Below are 16,076 nucleotides of genomic sequence, written 5' to 3'. Positions count from 1 at the left end.
ATTAAGAAACATCCGACACTTTTACTTATACTCTGGATATTCATAATTTGAAACCTAAAGATGATGAGAAATAAATCAAACATACTGTGGGCTTCGGTCTTACTTTTAATATTTTCAATCTCTGGTGCTTTTGCCCAAATGGCCGAAAAAGTCACACCTGTTTTTGAAAATGGTGAGGCGCAGGTTGTTGAGGCTTTTGCCGATTCCCAAAATTGGATTCGGCATGACCTGTGGGTAGAAACCACTTTTGATTCTGATGGGGATGGGAAATTGGACAGGATGCATGTGGATGTTACACGTCCCAAACAAACAGAAACCGAGGGATTACAACTTCCCGTGGTATATGAATCCAGTCCGTACTATGCCGGCACAGCAGGTTTAGGAGATGGTATATTTTGGGATGTAAAACACGAATTGGGCGAAATGGGAAAACCACGGCAACACCCCGAAGTGCAACGCCTTGGGGAACGCCCAGTAATTTCAAACTCCCAAATCCGAACTTGGGTGCCCAGAGGTTACATTGTAGTGCATTCGTCTTCGCCGGGAACTGGCCTTTCCGATGGAGCTCCCACCGTAGGTGGGGATAACGAGTCCCTTGCCCCAAAAGCCGTAATCGATTGGCTCTGTGGACGTGCCAAAGGGTATACTGAACGTGATGGAAACCAAGAAGTTAAAGCGTATTGGTCCACTGGAAAAGTGGGCATGACCGGCACCTCATACAATGGCACCTTGCCCCTCGCAGCCGCCACAACCGGTGTTGAAGGTTTGGAAGCCATCATCCCAATTGCTCCCAATACTTCCTATTATCATTATTACCGCTCCAATGGATTGGTTCGGTCTCCCGGTGGATATCTAGGGGAAGATATTGACGTGCTCTACGATTTTATACACAGTGGAGACGAGTCGAAAAGGGCAAGAAATAATAAAGTCATCCGTGACACTGAAATGAAAAATGGGCAAGATCGTGTTACTGGGGATTATAATGAGTTTTGGGCCGAACGTGATTATTTAAACGATATGGCCCCAATGAAGGCCGCTTTGTTGATGTCCCACGGATTCAACGATTGGAACGTAATGCCCGAACACAGCTATAGAATCTATGACAAGGCCCGGGAAATGGGCCTCCCCGTTCAAATTTATTATCACCAGAACGGGCACGGTGGACCACCACCGGTCGAGATGATGAACCGTTGGTTCACCCGCTATCTGTTTGGGGTGGAAAATGGGGTGGAAAAAGACCCAAAAGCTTGGATTGTCCGTGAGGATGATGAAAGGGGTCATCCAACTTCGTACAAGGATTATCCCAACCCAGATGCTTCAGATGTTACACTTTTTTTAACAAAGGGAGCTCCCGCACACGGAGGATTGACGAGCAACAAACCCGCAAAACAAGGAAAGGAAACCTTGGTAGACAATTATTCCTTTTCAGGATCTGCGTTGGCCCAAGCGGAATTCACAAACCACCGGTTGATTTATGTTACTCCACCCTTAAAAGAAGAAATCCACATTTCCGGTATTCCAAAAATTTCGGTAAAACTATCCAGCAGCAAACCTGCTGCCAATCTCTCCGTTTGGTTGGTTTCCCTACCCTGGACCGAGGACCGGGGAACGAAGATTACGGATAATATCATTACACGCGGATGGGCAGACCCACAAAACTACCGCTCCCTTACCGAGAGTAAACCTCTGGTTCCCAACAAATTCTACGAGGTCGCCTTTGATTTAATGCCGGATGACCAGATTATTCCGGCTGGACAGCAGATTGGATTGATGATTTTTTCCAGTGATAAGGAATTTACACTTTGGCCAAAACCTGGCACTGAGCTGACCGTTGATTTGGATGCCACCACAATTACTTTGCCCGTTGTTGGAGGAAAAAAATCTTACATTATGGCAACTTACGAAGATGAATGAAAAAATGATGTAACATGAAAAATTATAATTTCGACACGCTTTCAGAAGCAGTCAACACGCTTACCCAAGAAGAAGGCTTTACCGAAGATTTTGAGGCTGAGGACAACTTCATAAAAGCGCTGTACTCTAAAAAGCAGTACCAACCGAACGAGCTTAAAATTTTAGGTTCTTATCGATTTGAAGGTATGACCAATCCAGGGGATCAAACCACCGTTTTTGCCATTGAAGCCAATGATGGCACCAAAGGGACGATGGTGATGTCCTACAGTGCTGAACATAGCCAAAATGTAGAGCTTATTCGGCAAATACCCAGTCATAAAGATTGAGCTTAACCCAAAAATCGCCCAATAGCTGAAGGTTGGTGCAACAACCATCCTGTAACACTAAACCTACTCTTATGGGCTTGGAGCACGGCATGGGGCACCTCTGCACTTTTAAACATAACACAACGGGCAGCCAAGGGCTCCACCAAGAAGCTTGAACCGTCTTTTTCAAAAATTTCCAGCTCCCCTCCGTCCCCTGTTTGCCATCCATCATTGAGATAAATAATTACCGAAATCATTCGGTTGTTCCTATTTTCAAATTGGTCTAAATGTTTGTCGTAATGGCCTCCAGAAGGATAATGTGCCAAATGGAACTCATACCCCGAAAGACTCAGGAAGCAATACCGATTGAACATATGGATAATTTCATCCACTAAACCCCAAAAAGATTCTAATTGCACATCCCTTTTTCGGTCCAACCAATAGGTAAAATCGCCCCTTATATTTTTATTGATTTGGTTATCAGAGCTTGTTCCGATTCCCGCTTCGGTAAAATTTGAGAGTTCACCCAGAAAAAAAGACTTGATCTCAGCATACAATGTATCCCGAAAAAAATGGTCAATCACCACATAATCCTTACTGGAGAGGTCATCCATCCAAGAAAACCATTGCTCTAAACTGTGATACGTATTCAAGTGCAAAAAATGTGTGCGAATGTAGAAAATAAATAAAAGCACAAAGCAGCCCCTAGCTTTTTTTGGTAAGATTTTTGTTTGGTCTCAAATGGTGATAACACTTAATTGAACATTACATTATGATGAAAAAAATCCTAACGCTTACCATAGTGCTTTTTCTTTTTCAAAATTTACGGGCCCAACGCATATTTGAGGTAAAAGCAGAGTACAATGCTGATTTTAATATTTTTGTAGTGGATAGGGACTACAAAGCTGATCTTCTGGTCTTCAAGGTGGACAGGGACTATAAAGCAAAAGATAATGCAGGGTTATGGTATTTTACCGATTTGGAATACAATGCCGATGTAAAAGTTTTCTTTGTAGATAGGGATTACAAATCTGACCTGAAAATTTTCTTTGTGGACAGAGACTACAGGGCAGGATGGCGAAACGAGAAAATAAGAAGCAAACTTAGCATCCCGATCAAGGGATAATTGAAATACAATATCTTTGCAATTCAAATTTGTAGTATGATACTTTTCTTTGGAAATAGGCCTGGCAAGAAAGAAACCAAGGTGCTTACCAACGTAAATTGCCCACATTGCAACCAAACAGGAACCTTAACCGCAGTGGTCCAGCCCAACTATGCCCATCTGTTCTGGATTCCCATTTTTACAATAAACAATATTCGCTATGCGGAATGTTCGCATTGCAAAAAAGTGTACCACAAAGAGGAATTCACCCTAGAGATGGAACGAGCATTATCGGCCTAAAAATGGGCAGGATTGACCCACCCATTTTTCATTAAATCAAGATTAAATATCGAATCGAAAGCCAAGTGATATATTGTTCTGCTCTATGGCCGCATCTTTAAAAATGGGGTTCAAATCGTATTTTATATAAAGTAACATTCCATCAAACCCAAAATAGCTGCTTACACCATATATAAGATTGCTGGTATTGTACCCCCTCTTTAATTTATCCTTTACCTTTTCACCATCCCTAGTATACTTCAACTTTTGACGGGTGCCCAAATTAAAGCCTGCATATCCCCCAAAACCAAGTCTAAATTTATTTCTAATGGAATACCGTATGGTGTGCTCCGATTTTCGGAAACGGGAAGGGCCTACCTCAAAATGAACAGGAAACACCAGATTATCCATTCGAAGCTTGGACTTGCTCAAATCGTATTCAAACTCCTCCAAAACAGTTTGGTTCCCATCTTGGACAAATATTTGGTTCCCATCTGGCTTTAATCCATTAAATTGAAATGAAACCCCATAATTAAACCGCAACCAATTGGAATTTTTAAAAACCCTTGTCCGCCATTGCCAGCCCATTTCAAAAAATCGACTTCCACCAATTTTGTATGGAGTGTCGTCCAAGGATTGCCCCTCTATCAATGCATTGTTCAACCCTACCGCCAAAACAAAATCCGAATAGGTACGTCTATCATATTTAATATCTCTTTTCCATCTTTTTGAATTAAAAATGAAAGCAGGCTTTCCATCAATGAGCAGTCCAAAGTTCATATCCTCGTTATCAAGGGAATCCGTTTCCACCAATGTCAGCACATCACCTTCATTACGTTCTAGCCAGACTATTTTATGATCAATGATTGCAATACGGTTCTCAATATTTAATGCACGTCTTTTAGCAACTTCTTCTTTCAATATTTTTGCTTCGCTTTCCGAGATAGTACCATCTTCCAAACGACTGTTGATGTCCTTGACTTCAAACTTTAGTGCATCTTTCTCTTGCTCAATAATACGCTCTTTTTCAGCCTTTAATTTTTCGATTTTCTTTTGATAGTCCTCTTGCCCAAACACATGCTGGGTAACAAGGCAGACAAATAAAGCTGCCAAATAAAATGTAACTGTTTTCATGATTTTTTTTTGATTCGCAACCTCCTTCTTTCCCGCCCATTGTGGACGGGAAATTGTAGAAGGTCTGTCTTGATTGATGAATAATTCTATTGATTTCGGTCTGCCACCGCAGTACGCAGTTTAAAGTACCCTGATTTTAGGGCATCAAAAATTTGATCTCGGAACGATTCGTCCAACTCATCCTCCACTTCGGCCAGCAGCGACATCGCGTCCACCGAACCACTATTGGAGAAAAACTTGTTGGTTAAAATCTGTTGTTGTGCTGCTCGCAATAACGAATCCACCTCTGCATCGGTAACATCCTGCTGTATACTTTCCATGAGTTCCACCTGGGCCACCACTTCTTCCAGTTTTTGCGCAATCAACTTATCCGAATTTATTTTAACCTCATCCTGCAACGGCTGTTTCGTTTCTTGTACAGCAACTTCCGAATTGTAATTTGATCGTTGTGGGTTCAGTTCTTCCTTTTTTTCGGGAATTATCGATTCAATTTCTATTTCCGCTACTTGGGAATTTTCCTTTTGTATACGTTCTTCAATAGTTGTTTCAACTGACCGGGTTTCGCTCTCCGTTTTAATCTCTGTGTCCACAACTTGGATTTGTTCCTCTTCAAGATTGTCCTTGGCAAAAAAGAAAACCGACACCAGCACAACACCCACAACACTTGCGGCTATGGCATAGGGAAACCACGTATTCCTTTTTCTTGGCGACTGTTCCTTAATTTGTGAAGTGATTTTATCCCAGGCACCTGGTGATGGGACAATGGTTCGTTCCTCCAGTTTCTCCTTGATATGTTTTTCGAGTTTATCCATATCCTCTATTTTTTACCCGCCGAATGTGACTTGGGCGACATTCCCTTTAAACTTAAATTCTCTTGAAGCATCTTTCTGGCCTTGAACAATTGCGATTTTGAAGTCCCTTCGGATATATCCAACATCGTAGCAATCTCTTTATGCCCATACCCTTCAATGGCATTCAACAAAAACACTGCTTTGTAGCCTTCTGGCAACTCATCGATAAGGTGTTGCACATATTCCACATCCAAAAGACCATCATTTTTTGATGTAAATTCACCGTTGGCTTCCACGGTATCGTCATCATAAACCACAAATTGTCTTTTACGCAAATACGAAATACTTTCTCTAACCATAATGGTTCGGATCCACCCCTCAAAACTTCCTTTGTTCTGGAAAGAGTTCAAGTGGTTAAAAACCTTTACAAAACCATTGATCATTACGTCCTCCGCAAAATGAAGGTCCTTAATGTACTGCCTACAAACACCCAACATTTTGGGTGCATACCTGTCGTACAACAACTTTTGAGACTGCGGGTCTCCTTTAATCGATTTTCTAATCAATTGATTTTCGTTGCTATGTAGCGCGATAATCTTCAAAAGTTTGGTTTATAAAAGTGCTTCTATCTTAATAGACGGGATATAAACACAAATAGTTGCCTGAAAATAAAAAAATAAGGTATTTATTTGATGTTCAGGTTTTTAAATATTTATTTCTTTCGATCTACCACGTAGTTGACCATAAGAGTAAGCGCACTTTTGTATTCAGAATCGGGGTAGTTGTCCAAAATAGCCAAGGCTTCGTCCTTAAATTCCAACATTTTAGTGACCGCATAGTCCAATCCTCCTTTTTCCTTGACATAGGAAATCACTTCTTTCACTCGTTTCTTGTTCTTATTGTGATTTTTGATGGAGTTGATCAGCCATTTCTTTCTTTCCTTGTCGCTATGGTTCAGGGCGTAGATTAGAGGAAGCGTCATTTTCTGCTCCTTAATATCAATACCTGTGGGCTTACCAATCTTTTCAGCACCATAATCAAATAAATCATCTTTAATTTGAAATGCCATCCCACAGAGTTCCCCAAATTTCCGAAAGGTTTCCACCTCATCAGAATCAGGTTTCACGGAGCAAGCCCCCATACTGCAACAGGCCGCAATAAGTGTGGCTGTTTTTTGCCGGATGATATCGTAATACACCTCTTCGGTAATGTCCAAAAGTCGGGCTTTTTCAATTTGTAGCAGCTCGCCTTCGCTCATGTCCCTTACCGCATTGGAAATAATATGGAGTAGGTCGTAATCTTTATTCTCCAAGGAGACCAAGAGTCCTTTGGAAAATAAAAAATCCCCCACCAAAACAGCAATTTTATTCTTCCACAAGGCATTGATGGAGAAAAAGCCCCTGCGTTTGTTGCTATCGTCCACAACATCGTCATGGACCAAACTTGCAGTGTGGATCAATTCTATGATGGACGCTCCGGTATAGGTGCGATCATTCACTTTTCCATTGAGCAACTTTGCCGTTAAAAACACGAACATGGGCCGCATTTGCTTACCCTTTCGGTTAACGATGTAATAGGTAATTCGGTTGAACAACGCCACTTTGGACGACATGGATTTGAGAAACTTCTCCTCAAAAAGTTCCATTTCCTCTTCTATGGGCTCCCTAATCTGAGAAACTATCTTCAACGTGACGGGTTTGGCGAGTTTGGTTTTAAAAGCCTAAAAGTAGCGAAAATGATAGAGTTGATGGAAGTATCTTAGAAGATTTAGCCACCTGAACAAAAGTATCGGTAAGTTGCAGGGTTGGTTGGGTAATGGGTGAAGGGTAAAAGGATTTTTGGTGAAGGGTTATTGGTTATTGAAAATATATCTTTAGAAAACAAAATTCCCATCTCCTAAAAACTAACTCTTATTGGCCAATTGCCCGCAGGCAGCATCAATATCCTTTCCCCTGGACCTACGAACGGTAACAATAATCCCATTTCTCTCCAAGGTATCTTGATACATTTTTATAGCTTTCTCAGAAGCTTGCTGAAACTCACCGTCATCAATGGGGTTGTATTCAATCAGGTTGACTTTGGATGGTGCGAACTTGCAGAACTTGACCAAGGCGTCAACAGCTTCTTGGGTGTCGTTGATGCCCTGCCAAACCACATATTCGTATGTAATTCGGTTTTTGGTCTTGCTGTACCAGTATTCCAAGGCTTCCCGCAAATCCTTCAAAGGAAAAGTGGCATTAAAAGGCATAATGGAAGTCCGAACCTCATCAATAGCAGAATGCAGGGAAACCGCCAGTTTGAATTTCACCTCCTCATCGGCCATTTTCCGAATCATTTTGGGCACACCAGAAGTGGACAAGGTGATTCTCTTGGGCGACATCCCCAATCCTTCAGGCGACGTGATCTTTTCTATGGCCTGCAATACATTGTTGTAGTTCATCAAGGGCTCACCCATGCCCATGAACACGATATTGCTCAACGGACGGTCAAAATACAATCGACTTTCATTGTCAATGGCCACAACTTGGTCATAAATTTCATCGGGATTAAGGTTGCGCATGCGTTTTAGACGGGCAGTGGCACAAAACCGACAGTCCAAACTACACCCTACCTGACTGGAAACACAGGCTGTTGTTCTTGTATCCGTGGGAATCAAAACAGACTCGACTACAAGGCCATCGTGCAAACGAACCGCATTTTTAATGGTCCCATCCGAACTGCGCTGCATCTGATCTACCCGAATGTGATTGATCACAAAATTGTCCTCCAACATTTGTCGGGTTTCCTTGGAAATATTGGTCATGGCTTCAAAGGAATGGGCAGATTTTTGCCATAGCCATTCATACACCTGGTTACCCCGGAAAGCCTTATCGCCCTGCACCACAAAAAAGTCGCGGAGCTGTTCCTTGGTCAATGCACGTATGTCCTTCTTCTTGGTTTCCATTGGATAAAGATAGTCAAGAAAAAATCCCGCCGATTCTGAATCAAACGGGATTTCCGATTATAGAAATTTTCTAATTTACAGAATCAACATGGCATCTCCGTAAGAGTAAAAACGATACCCCTCCAAAATAGCTTGTTTGTATGCTTTTTTAATGAGATCATGCCCTGCAAATGCCGATACCATCATCAACAATGTAGACTTTGGCAAATGAAAGTTGGTGATCATGCAGTTGGCAATACTGAATTCGTAAGGAGGGAATATGAACTTGTTGGTCCACCCCTCAAAAGTATTCAACGTATGCTCAGAAGACACCGCACTCTCTAAACCACGCATTACCGTTGTTCCCACGGCACACACTTTTCTTTTGTTTTCCTTTGCTGAGTTTACAATCTCCGTTGCTTTTTCATCGATAACCAATTCCTCGCTGTCCATTTTATGTTTGGAAAGGTCTTCCACTTCCACGGGGTTGAAGGTACCCAAGCCCACGTGCAAGGTTACCTCTGCAAAGTCGATTCCCTTTATTTCCAAACGCTTCAACAAATGCTTGGAGAAATGCAAACCTGCCGTTGGTGCAGCAACAGCTCCCTCGTACTTGGCATAAATGGTTTGGTATCTTTCCTCATCTTCTGGTTCAACATCCCTTTTAATGTATTTTGGCAATGGGGTTTGTCCCAATTCCCGTAATTTTCTTCGGAAATCCGTATAAGAACCGTCATAAAGAAAACGCAAGGTCCTTCCTCTGGATGTGGTGTTATCAATAACTTCGGCCACCAAACTTTCATCTTCACCAAAATACAGTTTGTTACCAATCCTGATTTTTCTGGCAGGGTCTACCAACACATCCCAAAGACGTTGCTCTTGATTCAACTCACGCAATAAAAACACCTCAATGCGGGCTCCTGTTTTTTCTTTATTCCCATAAAGTCTTGCAGGAAATACCTTGGTATTGTTCAACACCATTACATCTCCCTCATCAAAATAATCAATTAGGTCTTTGAACATTTTATGTTCAATTTTTCCTGAATCCCGATGAACTACCATCAATTTTGACTCGTCCCGGTTCTCTGAAGGGTATTCGGCCAATAATTCTTTAGGAAGCTCAAAGTTGAAGTTTGATAATTTCATGTAGACTTATTTTGATTTTTTTAAAAGATGGCAAATATACAACCTCAGCATAGGGGATGTCAAGTAATTTGGTGATTAAATGTCATTTACACTTCTTGGATACCGATACCCAGCGTGGTGAGGTCTTTCCAAAAATCAGGGTAGGATTTTGAAACCACTCCGGCATCATTGACAAACAACGCTGTTCGCAAAGCCAATGGAGCGAAGGCCATGGCCATTCTGTGATCGTTATAGGTGTCTATGGCCACATCGGGTGTAATGTTTTCCGTTGGGTGAAGGGTCAAACTTTCCGAATCAATGTCCACTTGGGCCCCTAATTTTGAGAGCTCGGTCTGCAAGGCGGCCAAACGATCGGTCTCTTTAATGGGCAAGGTGTGCAATCCGGTAAGATGACATCCTATGCCCAATCCCAAACAAGTCACCGCAATGGTCTGGGCCGTATCTGGAGCATTGGAAAGATCGTATTGCACCTTTGATGGAATATTATTTGAGATTTTGGTCAAGGTGATGGTATTTTTGGAAAACGAGGTTTCAACTCCAAAATCGGAATAAATCTTAGCCAAAACGCTGTCGCCCTGCAAGGAATCCTTTTTATAGGAGGACAACCGAATTTCTGTTCCCACATCGCATAGCGCCACAATACTGTAAAAATAACTGGCGGAGCTCCAATCCGATTCTACCACCAACGTGGCATCTTCAACCGTATCTTTTGAATCAACTTTTATATGATTGCCTTCAAAAGAGGTGTTCACGCCAATTTGCTCCAAAAGGGCCAAGGTCATTTTAATGTAAGGGACTGAAGTGATTTTCCCCACCAATTCCAATTCCAGGCCATTTTCCAGACTGGGCGCGATCAAAAGTAAGGATGAAATATACTGGCTGCTGATATTGGCCGGAAGCGAGACTTTGTTTTTGACCAATTTCTTTCCTGTTATCTTGATAGGCGGATAACCTTCATTCTTTACATATCGGATGTCGGCGCCCAGTTCGCGAAGGGCATCCACCAAAACTTTGATAGGCCGCTCCTGCATACGCTTCGACCCTGTAAGGACCACTTCTTTACCCTCTTGCGAAGCAAAATAGCCCGTTAAAAATCGCATGGCGGTACCCGCATGGTGGATGTCCACCTCTCCCGTAGTTTTTTTGAGTCCTTGTTGCATGACCTCACCATCATCCGAATTGGAAAGGTTCTCTATTTTCAGATTTGGAAAAAGGGCCTGAAGCAATAAAGAGCGGTTGGTCTCACTTTTGGAGCCCGTGATTTGAATGCTTTTTTTAATGATTTTTTCCTGAGGTATGGTAAGCTGAAGTCTCAATGCTCTCTTGGTTTGAAATAAAGGTCCAAAACTAGAAAAAACCCAACTAATGTCCCCTTAAGCAGCCAACTTTATTTGAGCTTTTTGTTATTTTGATGTCGGTCATGGTCCCGTTTGGCCTTAAGGTCCAGTTTTTTGTCAAAGGCTTCTTGAAGATCAATTCCCGTTTGGTTGGCCAAACAGAGTACCACAAAGAGCACATCAGCCAATTCCTCGCCCAAATCTTTGGACTTATCGGATTCTTTTTCACTTTGTTCACCATACCGGCGGGCAATGATTCTGGCCACTTCCCCTACTTCCTCTGTGAGTTGCGCCATATTGGTCAATTCATTGAAATAGCGAACTCCATGGTTCTTAATCCATTCATCTACGGCTTTTTGGGCATTCTTAATATTCATTATTCTCGGTTTTTTGTATCCATAATAATGGTCACCGGACCATCGTTCAGTAACTCCACTTTCATGTCGGCCCCAAAGACTCCCGTACCCGCTTTTTTTCCCAAATCTTCTTCTAGCTTTTTTACAAATGTTTCATACATGGGAATGGCCACATCTGGTTTCGCAGCCTTGATATAGGAAGGCCGATTGCCCTTTTTGGTCTGGGCGTGCAGTGTAAATTGGCTTACCACAATGATGTCTCCATCAACATCCAGTACGGAACGGTTCATTATTCCCTCATCGTCATTAAAAATTCGTAGGTTGACTACTTTTTTGGAGAGCCACTCTATGTCCTCCGTTCCATCGGCATCTTCTATGCCCAACAACACCAAAAGTCCATCATCAATGGAAGAAATAATTTTTTCCTCTACAGTAACACTTGCTCTTGATACTCTCTGAATGACTGCTCTCATGACCGCTCTCGATATGGATTTTCCTCTTCCCCAGTCACCATTTGCACATAGCTCCTATATCGGCTCCAAGCTATCTCGTTATTTTCCAAAGCTTCTTTCACCGCACATTTAGGCTCATCCAAATGCAAACAATTATTGAACTTGCATTCTGATTTCAACTTAAAGAATTCAGGAAAATAATCCCCAATCTCATCTTCATCCATATCCACAATTCCGAATCCTTTTATACCAGGGGTATCAATGATACGTGCACCAAAGGAAAGGTCGTACATTTCGGCAAAAGTAGTGGTGTGCAGACCCTGTAGATGCTGTTCCGAAATTTCTGCAGTCTTTAGTCTAAGGCCTGGTTCCAAGGCATTGACCAAGGTGGATTTTCCCACTCCGGAATGTCCGGCAAACATGCTTGTTTTATCTAGCATCAATTCCTTCACCTTATCCACATTCTTTCCCTCTTTGGCGGCAATTTCGATGCAATGGTAACCAATATTGGAGTACAACTGGACCAAATAGCTTACTTCTACCATTTCCTCATTATCATACACGTCCATCTTATTGAACAGTAATACCACGGGAATATCATAGGCTTCGGCCGTTACTAAAAATCGGTCTATAAAACTGGTAAAGGTGGTAGGGTTATTTAAAGTGATCAACAAAAAAACCTGATCTAGATTGGCGGCAATAATATGGGTCTGTTTGGAGAGTTTAACCGACTTACGGATGATATAATTCTTCCGCTCCTTGATTTCCGAAATCACCCCAACAGTCTCATCTCCAATAGTTTCCAGTTTAAACACCACATGGTCTCCCACAGCTATCGGATTGGTGCTCTTAATTCCATGGGTACGGAACTTCCCCTTAATACGGCATTCGTAAAATTTCCCGTCTTTGGACTTTACGGTATACCAACTTCCCGTTGACTTATAAACAGTTCCGTTCACTATTTGTTCATATTTTCATTGCAAAGAAACAATAATCCTTCTTTTTGTGCGTATATCTTTGTCTATAGTTTTAACAATCAACAACTTATTTATCATGAAAAAAATCATTTTTACCGCAGTGATAACCCTAGCTGCCGCATTCAGTATGAATGCCCAACAGTACAAGGTCATCACCAGTGTGGAATCTATTGTGCCCAATGGCCTTGGTAGATCTAGAATCATCAACGCCCTTGAGGACAAAGATTACAAAGAATTTACAAGTGTACAGACGGAAGACGACAATACAAGGAACAAATCTGACCGAAGTGAAATCCGAGTAAAGAATTTTGAAGAAACCAAATTATTGAACTTCTATAATTTGGGTGGTATCCGCTTCCAAAACATCGCGGCCAATGATGCTGTGATCACCTCTATGATCAATGACATGATAACCAACGGATGGGAATTGGCGTTTGTTGTGAGTGGCGTTGAAAGTGAAGGTGGTAAAGGCGACGGACAAGGTATTTTCATTACCAGATATATTTTCAGGAAATAATTAGTCAGTTACAGCTTGACATGAAAAAGCCCTTTATTGAATAAAGGGCTTTTTTTATTTTTTAAATCAGTCACGCATATAAACCCTACCCCCGGCAAAGGTTTTTTTATGGACTCTTTTGGGATTTCCATAGACCGTTACATCGCCACCAGCCTTAAGGTTAATGTCCACCAACTCCGATGCAAACACATCAGCCTCTCCTCCTGCTGATATTTTTACGTCCGTGCTGGAAGTTCTCAGATTTCTTCCATCAAAAATTCCACCGGTATTAATGACAATCGATTGGTTTTTGGCCAAACCCGATGCTTCAACAATACCTCCAGTGACCGCTCGAACATCAGCATGGTCAACATCCATTCCAATTCGAATTTTTGCTCCTTCTTGAGCTTTCAACTCAATTCTACTTTTCGTCACCAATTCATTACAGGTAATTTTGGCGCCTTCATTGCCATCGATTACCTCTAAGTCGGTATAATAAACTTCAATAAAAGTATCCTCACCTTGAAACTTTTTGTCCAATTGCATCCGAAGTTTCAAGACTCCATTTTTATTGGTGTATATAATGTCATCCACATTCCATCCTTTTATGGTTATTCGGTTTTCATCAGATTGAATAAGATTCACTTCGATCAAATCAAAAACTTTGATCTTGTTAAATTCGCCCACTTCGGTATCAATCATACGTTGGGCAAAGAAGGTCATGGGGAGCAACAACAAACAAAGGGTATAGAATTTTCTCATGATAGTGTTATTTACGTCTGTAAAGAGTTCATCCTTTCTCCATTGTTACAGTTTGAAGATAAAAAAACTGTTTGGAATCGGAGTTTTCTATTCTCTTCTTCCAAACAGTCTTAAAATATGACTTAGTGATTTACTAAGCGTTGATGATTTTCTCCTGGTGGTTAATGGATTCTTGGTGAATGGCCTTGAACATTCGCAACACAAATTCTTCGCTTAATCCGCGCTGTTCGCCTTCCAAGATCATATTGCCCAAAATGGCATTCCATCGATTGCTTTGCAACACAGCAACGTTCTTTTGCTTCTTCAACTCACCGATGCCATCGGAAACTTTCATGCGTTTTCCCAAAAGGTCGATCAACTGATTGTCCAATACATCTATTTGAGCCCTTAAGTTGCTCAATTTGTTGTTGTATTCAGCTTCCTCATCGGTTTCTTTTCTAATACGAAGGTCTTTCATGATCTGTACCAATCTTTCTGGGGTTACCTGCTGGGCAGCATCACTCCATGCGTTGTCTGGGTCGCAGTGGGTCTCAATCATCAAACCATCAAAATTTAAATCCAAAGCGGTCTGCGATACATCAAAGATCAAATCACGTTTCCCAGAAATATGGCTTGGGTCATTGATGATGGGCAGATCAGGAAATTTGGTCTGCAACTCAATGGCCAATTGCCATTCTGGAATGTTTCGGTATTTGGTTTTTTCATAGGTTGAAAATCCTCTGTGGATCACCCCCAATTTTTCAATGTTGGCAGAGTACAGTCGTTCCACAGCACCCAACCACAAAGATAAATCTGGATTCACCGGATTCTTGATCAACACAATTTTCTCCGTACCTTCCAAGGCATCCGCGATTTCCTGAACAATGAATGGGCTCACTGTAGATCGGGCACCAATCCATAACAGGTCAACGTCGTGTTCCAAAGCCAAATCAACGTGCGCTCTATTGGCCACTTCAGTGGCCGTTTTAAGTCCGGTTTCTTCCTTTACCTTTTGCAACCACTTCAATCCAATGGCTCCAACTCCTTCAAAATTGCCTGGGCGGGTCCTGGGTTTCCAGATTCCGGCACGGTAGTAGCTCACGTCGGTATCCTTTAATTCATGGGCTACTTTCAGCACCTGCTCTTCGGTTTCCGCACTGCAGGGGCCTGCTATAACCAGTGGATGACCCAAGTTCATATCATCCAGCCATTTTCTCATTTCCTTCCTGTTTTCCATAATACGCTCTATTTTTTTGTAAGTGGTATTCCTTTTAATATTTGTTTTATTCTATTGGTATTGTTCATTTCTTGATGTACGCTCTCAAAATCATTCTCCTCAATCAGCTTTTTGAATTTTATCAGGTTTTGAATGTACTCTTCCAACGTCTCCACCACATTGTCCTTGTTCTGTTCAAAGATGGGGGTCCACATGTCTGGTGAACTCTTTGCCAAACGAACGGTACTTTCAAAACCACTCCCCGCCATGTCAAAAATATCACGCTCATTTTTTTCTTTCTCAATTACGGTTTTTCCCAACATAAATGAGCTGATGTGTGATAAATGGGATACATAGGCGATGTGTTTATCATGCGCTTCAGGATTCATATAACGAATGCGCATATTCAACTCCTGAAAAATGGCCAAAGCCCGTTCCTGAAGCTTAAAAGCGGTCTTCTCTACCTCACAGATAATGTTGGTCTTTCCATCGTACAAGCCTTCAATGGCTGCAGATGGCCCAGAGAACTCCGTACCCGCAATTGGGTGGCAGGCCATAAAATTCCGGCGTTTGGGGTGATTATCAACAGATTCGCAAATCAAACTTTTGGTGGAACCTGCATCAACCACAACAGTTTCATCACCAGCGGCATCCAAGATTTTGGGCAGCTCCTGTACCAGCGCATTTACCGGAATACTAACAAAAACCAAATCGGCCGAGGCCAAAGAACCGTAGTCTCCTTTCCCATCAATGAGTCCCAATTCCAAGGCCTCATCCAAGTGGGCTTCACTTTTGTCAACCCCGGTAATTTGTACTTCGGGATATAATTTCTTTACATCCTTGGCAAAAGAACCTCCAATCAATCCAATACCTATAACAACTATGTTCATAACACCCCTAAGGT

The 16,076-nt window shown here is 41.9% G+C and carries 19 protein-coding genes; 5 read left to right on the top strand and 14 right to left on the bottom strand.

The window, feature by feature from the left end:
- Window positions 1–63: 63 nt before the first annotated feature.
- Both FG28_RS11025 and FG28_RS11020 read left to right on the top strand, forming a co-directional pair.
- Window positions 64–1,914 carry a Xaa-Pro dipeptidyl-peptidase gene (locus FG28_RS11025; RefSeq protein ID WP_036382776.1) on the top strand — a complete coding sequence of 617 codons (1,851 nt, stop codon included), beginning with the start codon at window positions 64–66 and terminating at the stop codon, window positions 1,912–1,914.
- Window positions 1,915–1,928: 14 nt separating this feature from the next.
- Window positions 1,929–2,240: a hypothetical protein gene (locus tag FG28_RS11020; protein WP_036382774.1), complete on the top strand. Its 312-nt coding sequence runs from the start codon at window positions 1,929–1,931 to the stop codon at window positions 2,238–2,240.
- Window positions 2,241–2,242: 2 nt separating this feature from the next.
- On the opposite strand, the gene FG28_RS11015 is transcribed toward FG28_RS11020, so the two are convergent.
- A complete protein-coding gene (locus FG28_RS11015; RefSeq protein ID WP_036382767.1) occupies window positions 2,243–2,872 on the bottom strand; it encodes a 2OG-Fe(II) oxygenase in 630 nt (209 codons plus the stop codon).
- A gap of 119 nt (window positions 2,873–2,991) precedes the next feature.
- Between FG28_RS11015 and FG28_RS11010 the strand changes: the two genes are divergently transcribed.
- Complete coding sequence (locus FG28_RS11010) at window positions 2,992–3,345, top strand: DUF6150 family protein (RefSeq protein ID WP_231562619.1); 354 nt, start codon at window positions 2,992–2,994, stop codon at window positions 3,343–3,345.
- Between the two features lie 36 nt (window positions 3,346–3,381).
- On the top strand, window positions 3,382–3,624 hold the full coding sequence (locus FG28_RS11005; RefSeq protein WP_036382765.1) for a zinc-ribbon domain-containing protein: 243 nt from the start codon (window positions 3,382–3,384) through the stop codon (window positions 3,622–3,624).
- 42 nt (window positions 3,625–3,666) lie between these two features.
- On the opposite strand, the gene FG28_RS11000 is transcribed toward FG28_RS11005, so the two are convergent.
- The 10 genes from FG28_RS11000 to rsgA all read right to left on the bottom strand — a co-directional run bounded on the left by FG28_RS11000 (window position 3,667) and on the right by rsgA (window position 12,701).
- Window positions 3,667–4,737, bottom strand: a complete 1,071-nt coding sequence (locus tag FG28_RS11000; protein WP_036382763.1) for a hypothetical protein — start codon at window positions 4,735–4,737, stop codon at window positions 3,667–3,669.
- Between the two features lie 86 nt (window positions 4,738–4,823).
- Window positions 4,824–5,549 (bottom strand): hypothetical protein, encoded by a 726-nt coding sequence (locus tag FG28_RS10995; RefSeq protein WP_036382762.1) that lies wholly within the window; start codon window positions 5,547–5,549, stop codon window positions 4,824–4,826.
- A gap of 5 nt (window positions 5,550–5,554) precedes the next feature.
- Window positions 5,555–6,130 carry an RNA polymerase sigma factor gene (locus FG28_RS10990; protein ID WP_036382755.1) on the bottom strand — a complete coding sequence of 192 codons (576 nt, stop codon included), beginning with the start codon at window positions 6,128–6,130 and terminating at the stop codon, window positions 5,555–5,557.
- Between the two features lie 110 nt (window positions 6,131–6,240).
- Window positions 6,241–7,215 (bottom strand): polyprenyl synthetase family protein, encoded by a 975-nt coding sequence (locus FG28_RS10985; protein ID WP_036382752.1) that lies wholly within the window; start codon window positions 7,213–7,215, stop codon window positions 6,241–6,243.
- A gap of 216 nt (window positions 7,216–7,431) precedes the next feature.
- Entirely contained in the window at window positions 7,432–8,472 is a 1,041-nt protein-coding gene (gene rlmN, locus FG28_RS10980; protein WP_036382750.1) for a 23S rRNA (adenine(2503)-C(2))-methyltransferase RlmN, read from the bottom strand.
- A 75-nt stretch (window positions 8,473–8,547) separates the two neighbouring features.
- On the bottom strand, window positions 8,548–9,597 hold the full coding sequence (gene queA, locus FG28_RS10975; protein ID WP_036382748.1) for a tRNA preQ1(34) S-adenosylmethionine ribosyltransferase-isomerase QueA: 1,050 nt from the start codon (window positions 9,595–9,597) through the stop codon (window positions 8,548–8,550).
- 86 nt (window positions 9,598–9,683) lie between these two features.
- Entirely contained in the window at window positions 9,684–10,913 is a 1,230-nt protein-coding gene (locus FG28_RS10970) for a 3-phosphoshikimate 1-carboxyvinyltransferase (protein WP_036382746.1), read from the bottom strand.
- A 71-nt stretch (window positions 10,914–10,984) separates the two neighbouring features.
- Window positions 10,985–11,311 carry a nucleotide pyrophosphohydrolase gene (locus FG28_RS10965; protein ID WP_036382745.1) on the bottom strand — a complete coding sequence of 109 codons (327 nt, stop codon included), beginning with the start codon at window positions 11,309–11,311 and terminating at the stop codon, window positions 10,985–10,987.
- Window positions 11,311–11,763 carry a D-aminoacyl-tRNA deacylase gene (dtd, locus tag FG28_RS10960; protein WP_036382742.1) on the bottom strand — a complete coding sequence of 151 codons (453 nt, stop codon included), beginning with the start codon at window positions 11,761–11,763 and terminating at the stop codon, window positions 11,311–11,313. Before dtd ends, FG28_RS10965 begins: the two co-directional genes overlap by 1 nt.
- Window positions 11,760–12,701, bottom strand: a complete 942-nt coding sequence (gene rsgA, locus FG28_RS10955) for a ribosome small subunit-dependent GTPase A (protein WP_036382740.1) — start codon at window positions 12,699–12,701, stop codon at window positions 11,760–11,762. Before rsgA ends, dtd begins: the two co-directional genes overlap by 4 nt.
- Window positions 12,702–12,795: 94 nt before the next feature.
- On the opposite strand from rsgA, the gene FG28_RS10950 reads away from it, so the two are divergent.
- Window positions 12,796–13,236, top strand: a complete 441-nt coding sequence (locus tag FG28_RS10950) for a hypothetical protein (protein WP_036382738.1) — start codon at window positions 12,796–12,798, stop codon at window positions 13,234–13,236.
- 66 nt (window positions 13,237–13,302) lie between these two features.
- On the opposite strand, the gene FG28_RS10945 is transcribed toward FG28_RS10950, so the two are convergent.
- The 3 genes from FG28_RS10945 to FG28_RS10935 all read right to left on the bottom strand — a co-directional run bounded on the left by FG28_RS10945 (window position 13,303) and on the right by FG28_RS10935 (window position 16,062).
- The gene (locus FG28_RS10945) at window positions 13,303–13,977 is read right to left on the bottom strand and encodes a head GIN domain-containing protein (RefSeq protein ID WP_036382736.1); all 675 of its coding nucleotides are present in this window, start codon (window positions 13,975–13,977) and stop codon (window positions 13,303–13,305) included.
- Window positions 13,978–14,110: 133 nt separating this feature from the next.
- Window positions 14,111–15,193 (bottom strand): bifunctional 3-deoxy-7-phosphoheptulonate synthase/chorismate mutase type II, encoded by a 1,083-nt coding sequence (locus tag FG28_RS10940; RefSeq protein ID WP_036382734.1) that lies wholly within the window; start codon window positions 15,191–15,193, stop codon window positions 14,111–14,113.
- An 8-nt stretch (window positions 15,194–15,201) separates the two neighbouring features.
- Window positions 15,202–16,062 carry a prephenate dehydrogenase gene (locus tag FG28_RS10935; RefSeq protein ID WP_036382731.1) on the bottom strand — a complete coding sequence of 287 codons (861 nt, stop codon included), beginning with the start codon at window positions 16,060–16,062 and terminating at the stop codon, window positions 15,202–15,204.
- Between the last annotated feature and the right edge of the window lie 14 nt (window positions 16,063–16,076).

This window comes from Muricauda sp. MAR_2010_75, assembly GCF_000745185.1.
Lineage (GTDB): Bacteria > Bacteroidota > Bacteroidia > Flavobacteriales > Flavobacteriaceae > Flagellimonas.
The sequence above is the reverse complement of the archived record's forward strand: the minus strand, read 5'-3'. Positions and strand labels throughout refer to the sequence as shown.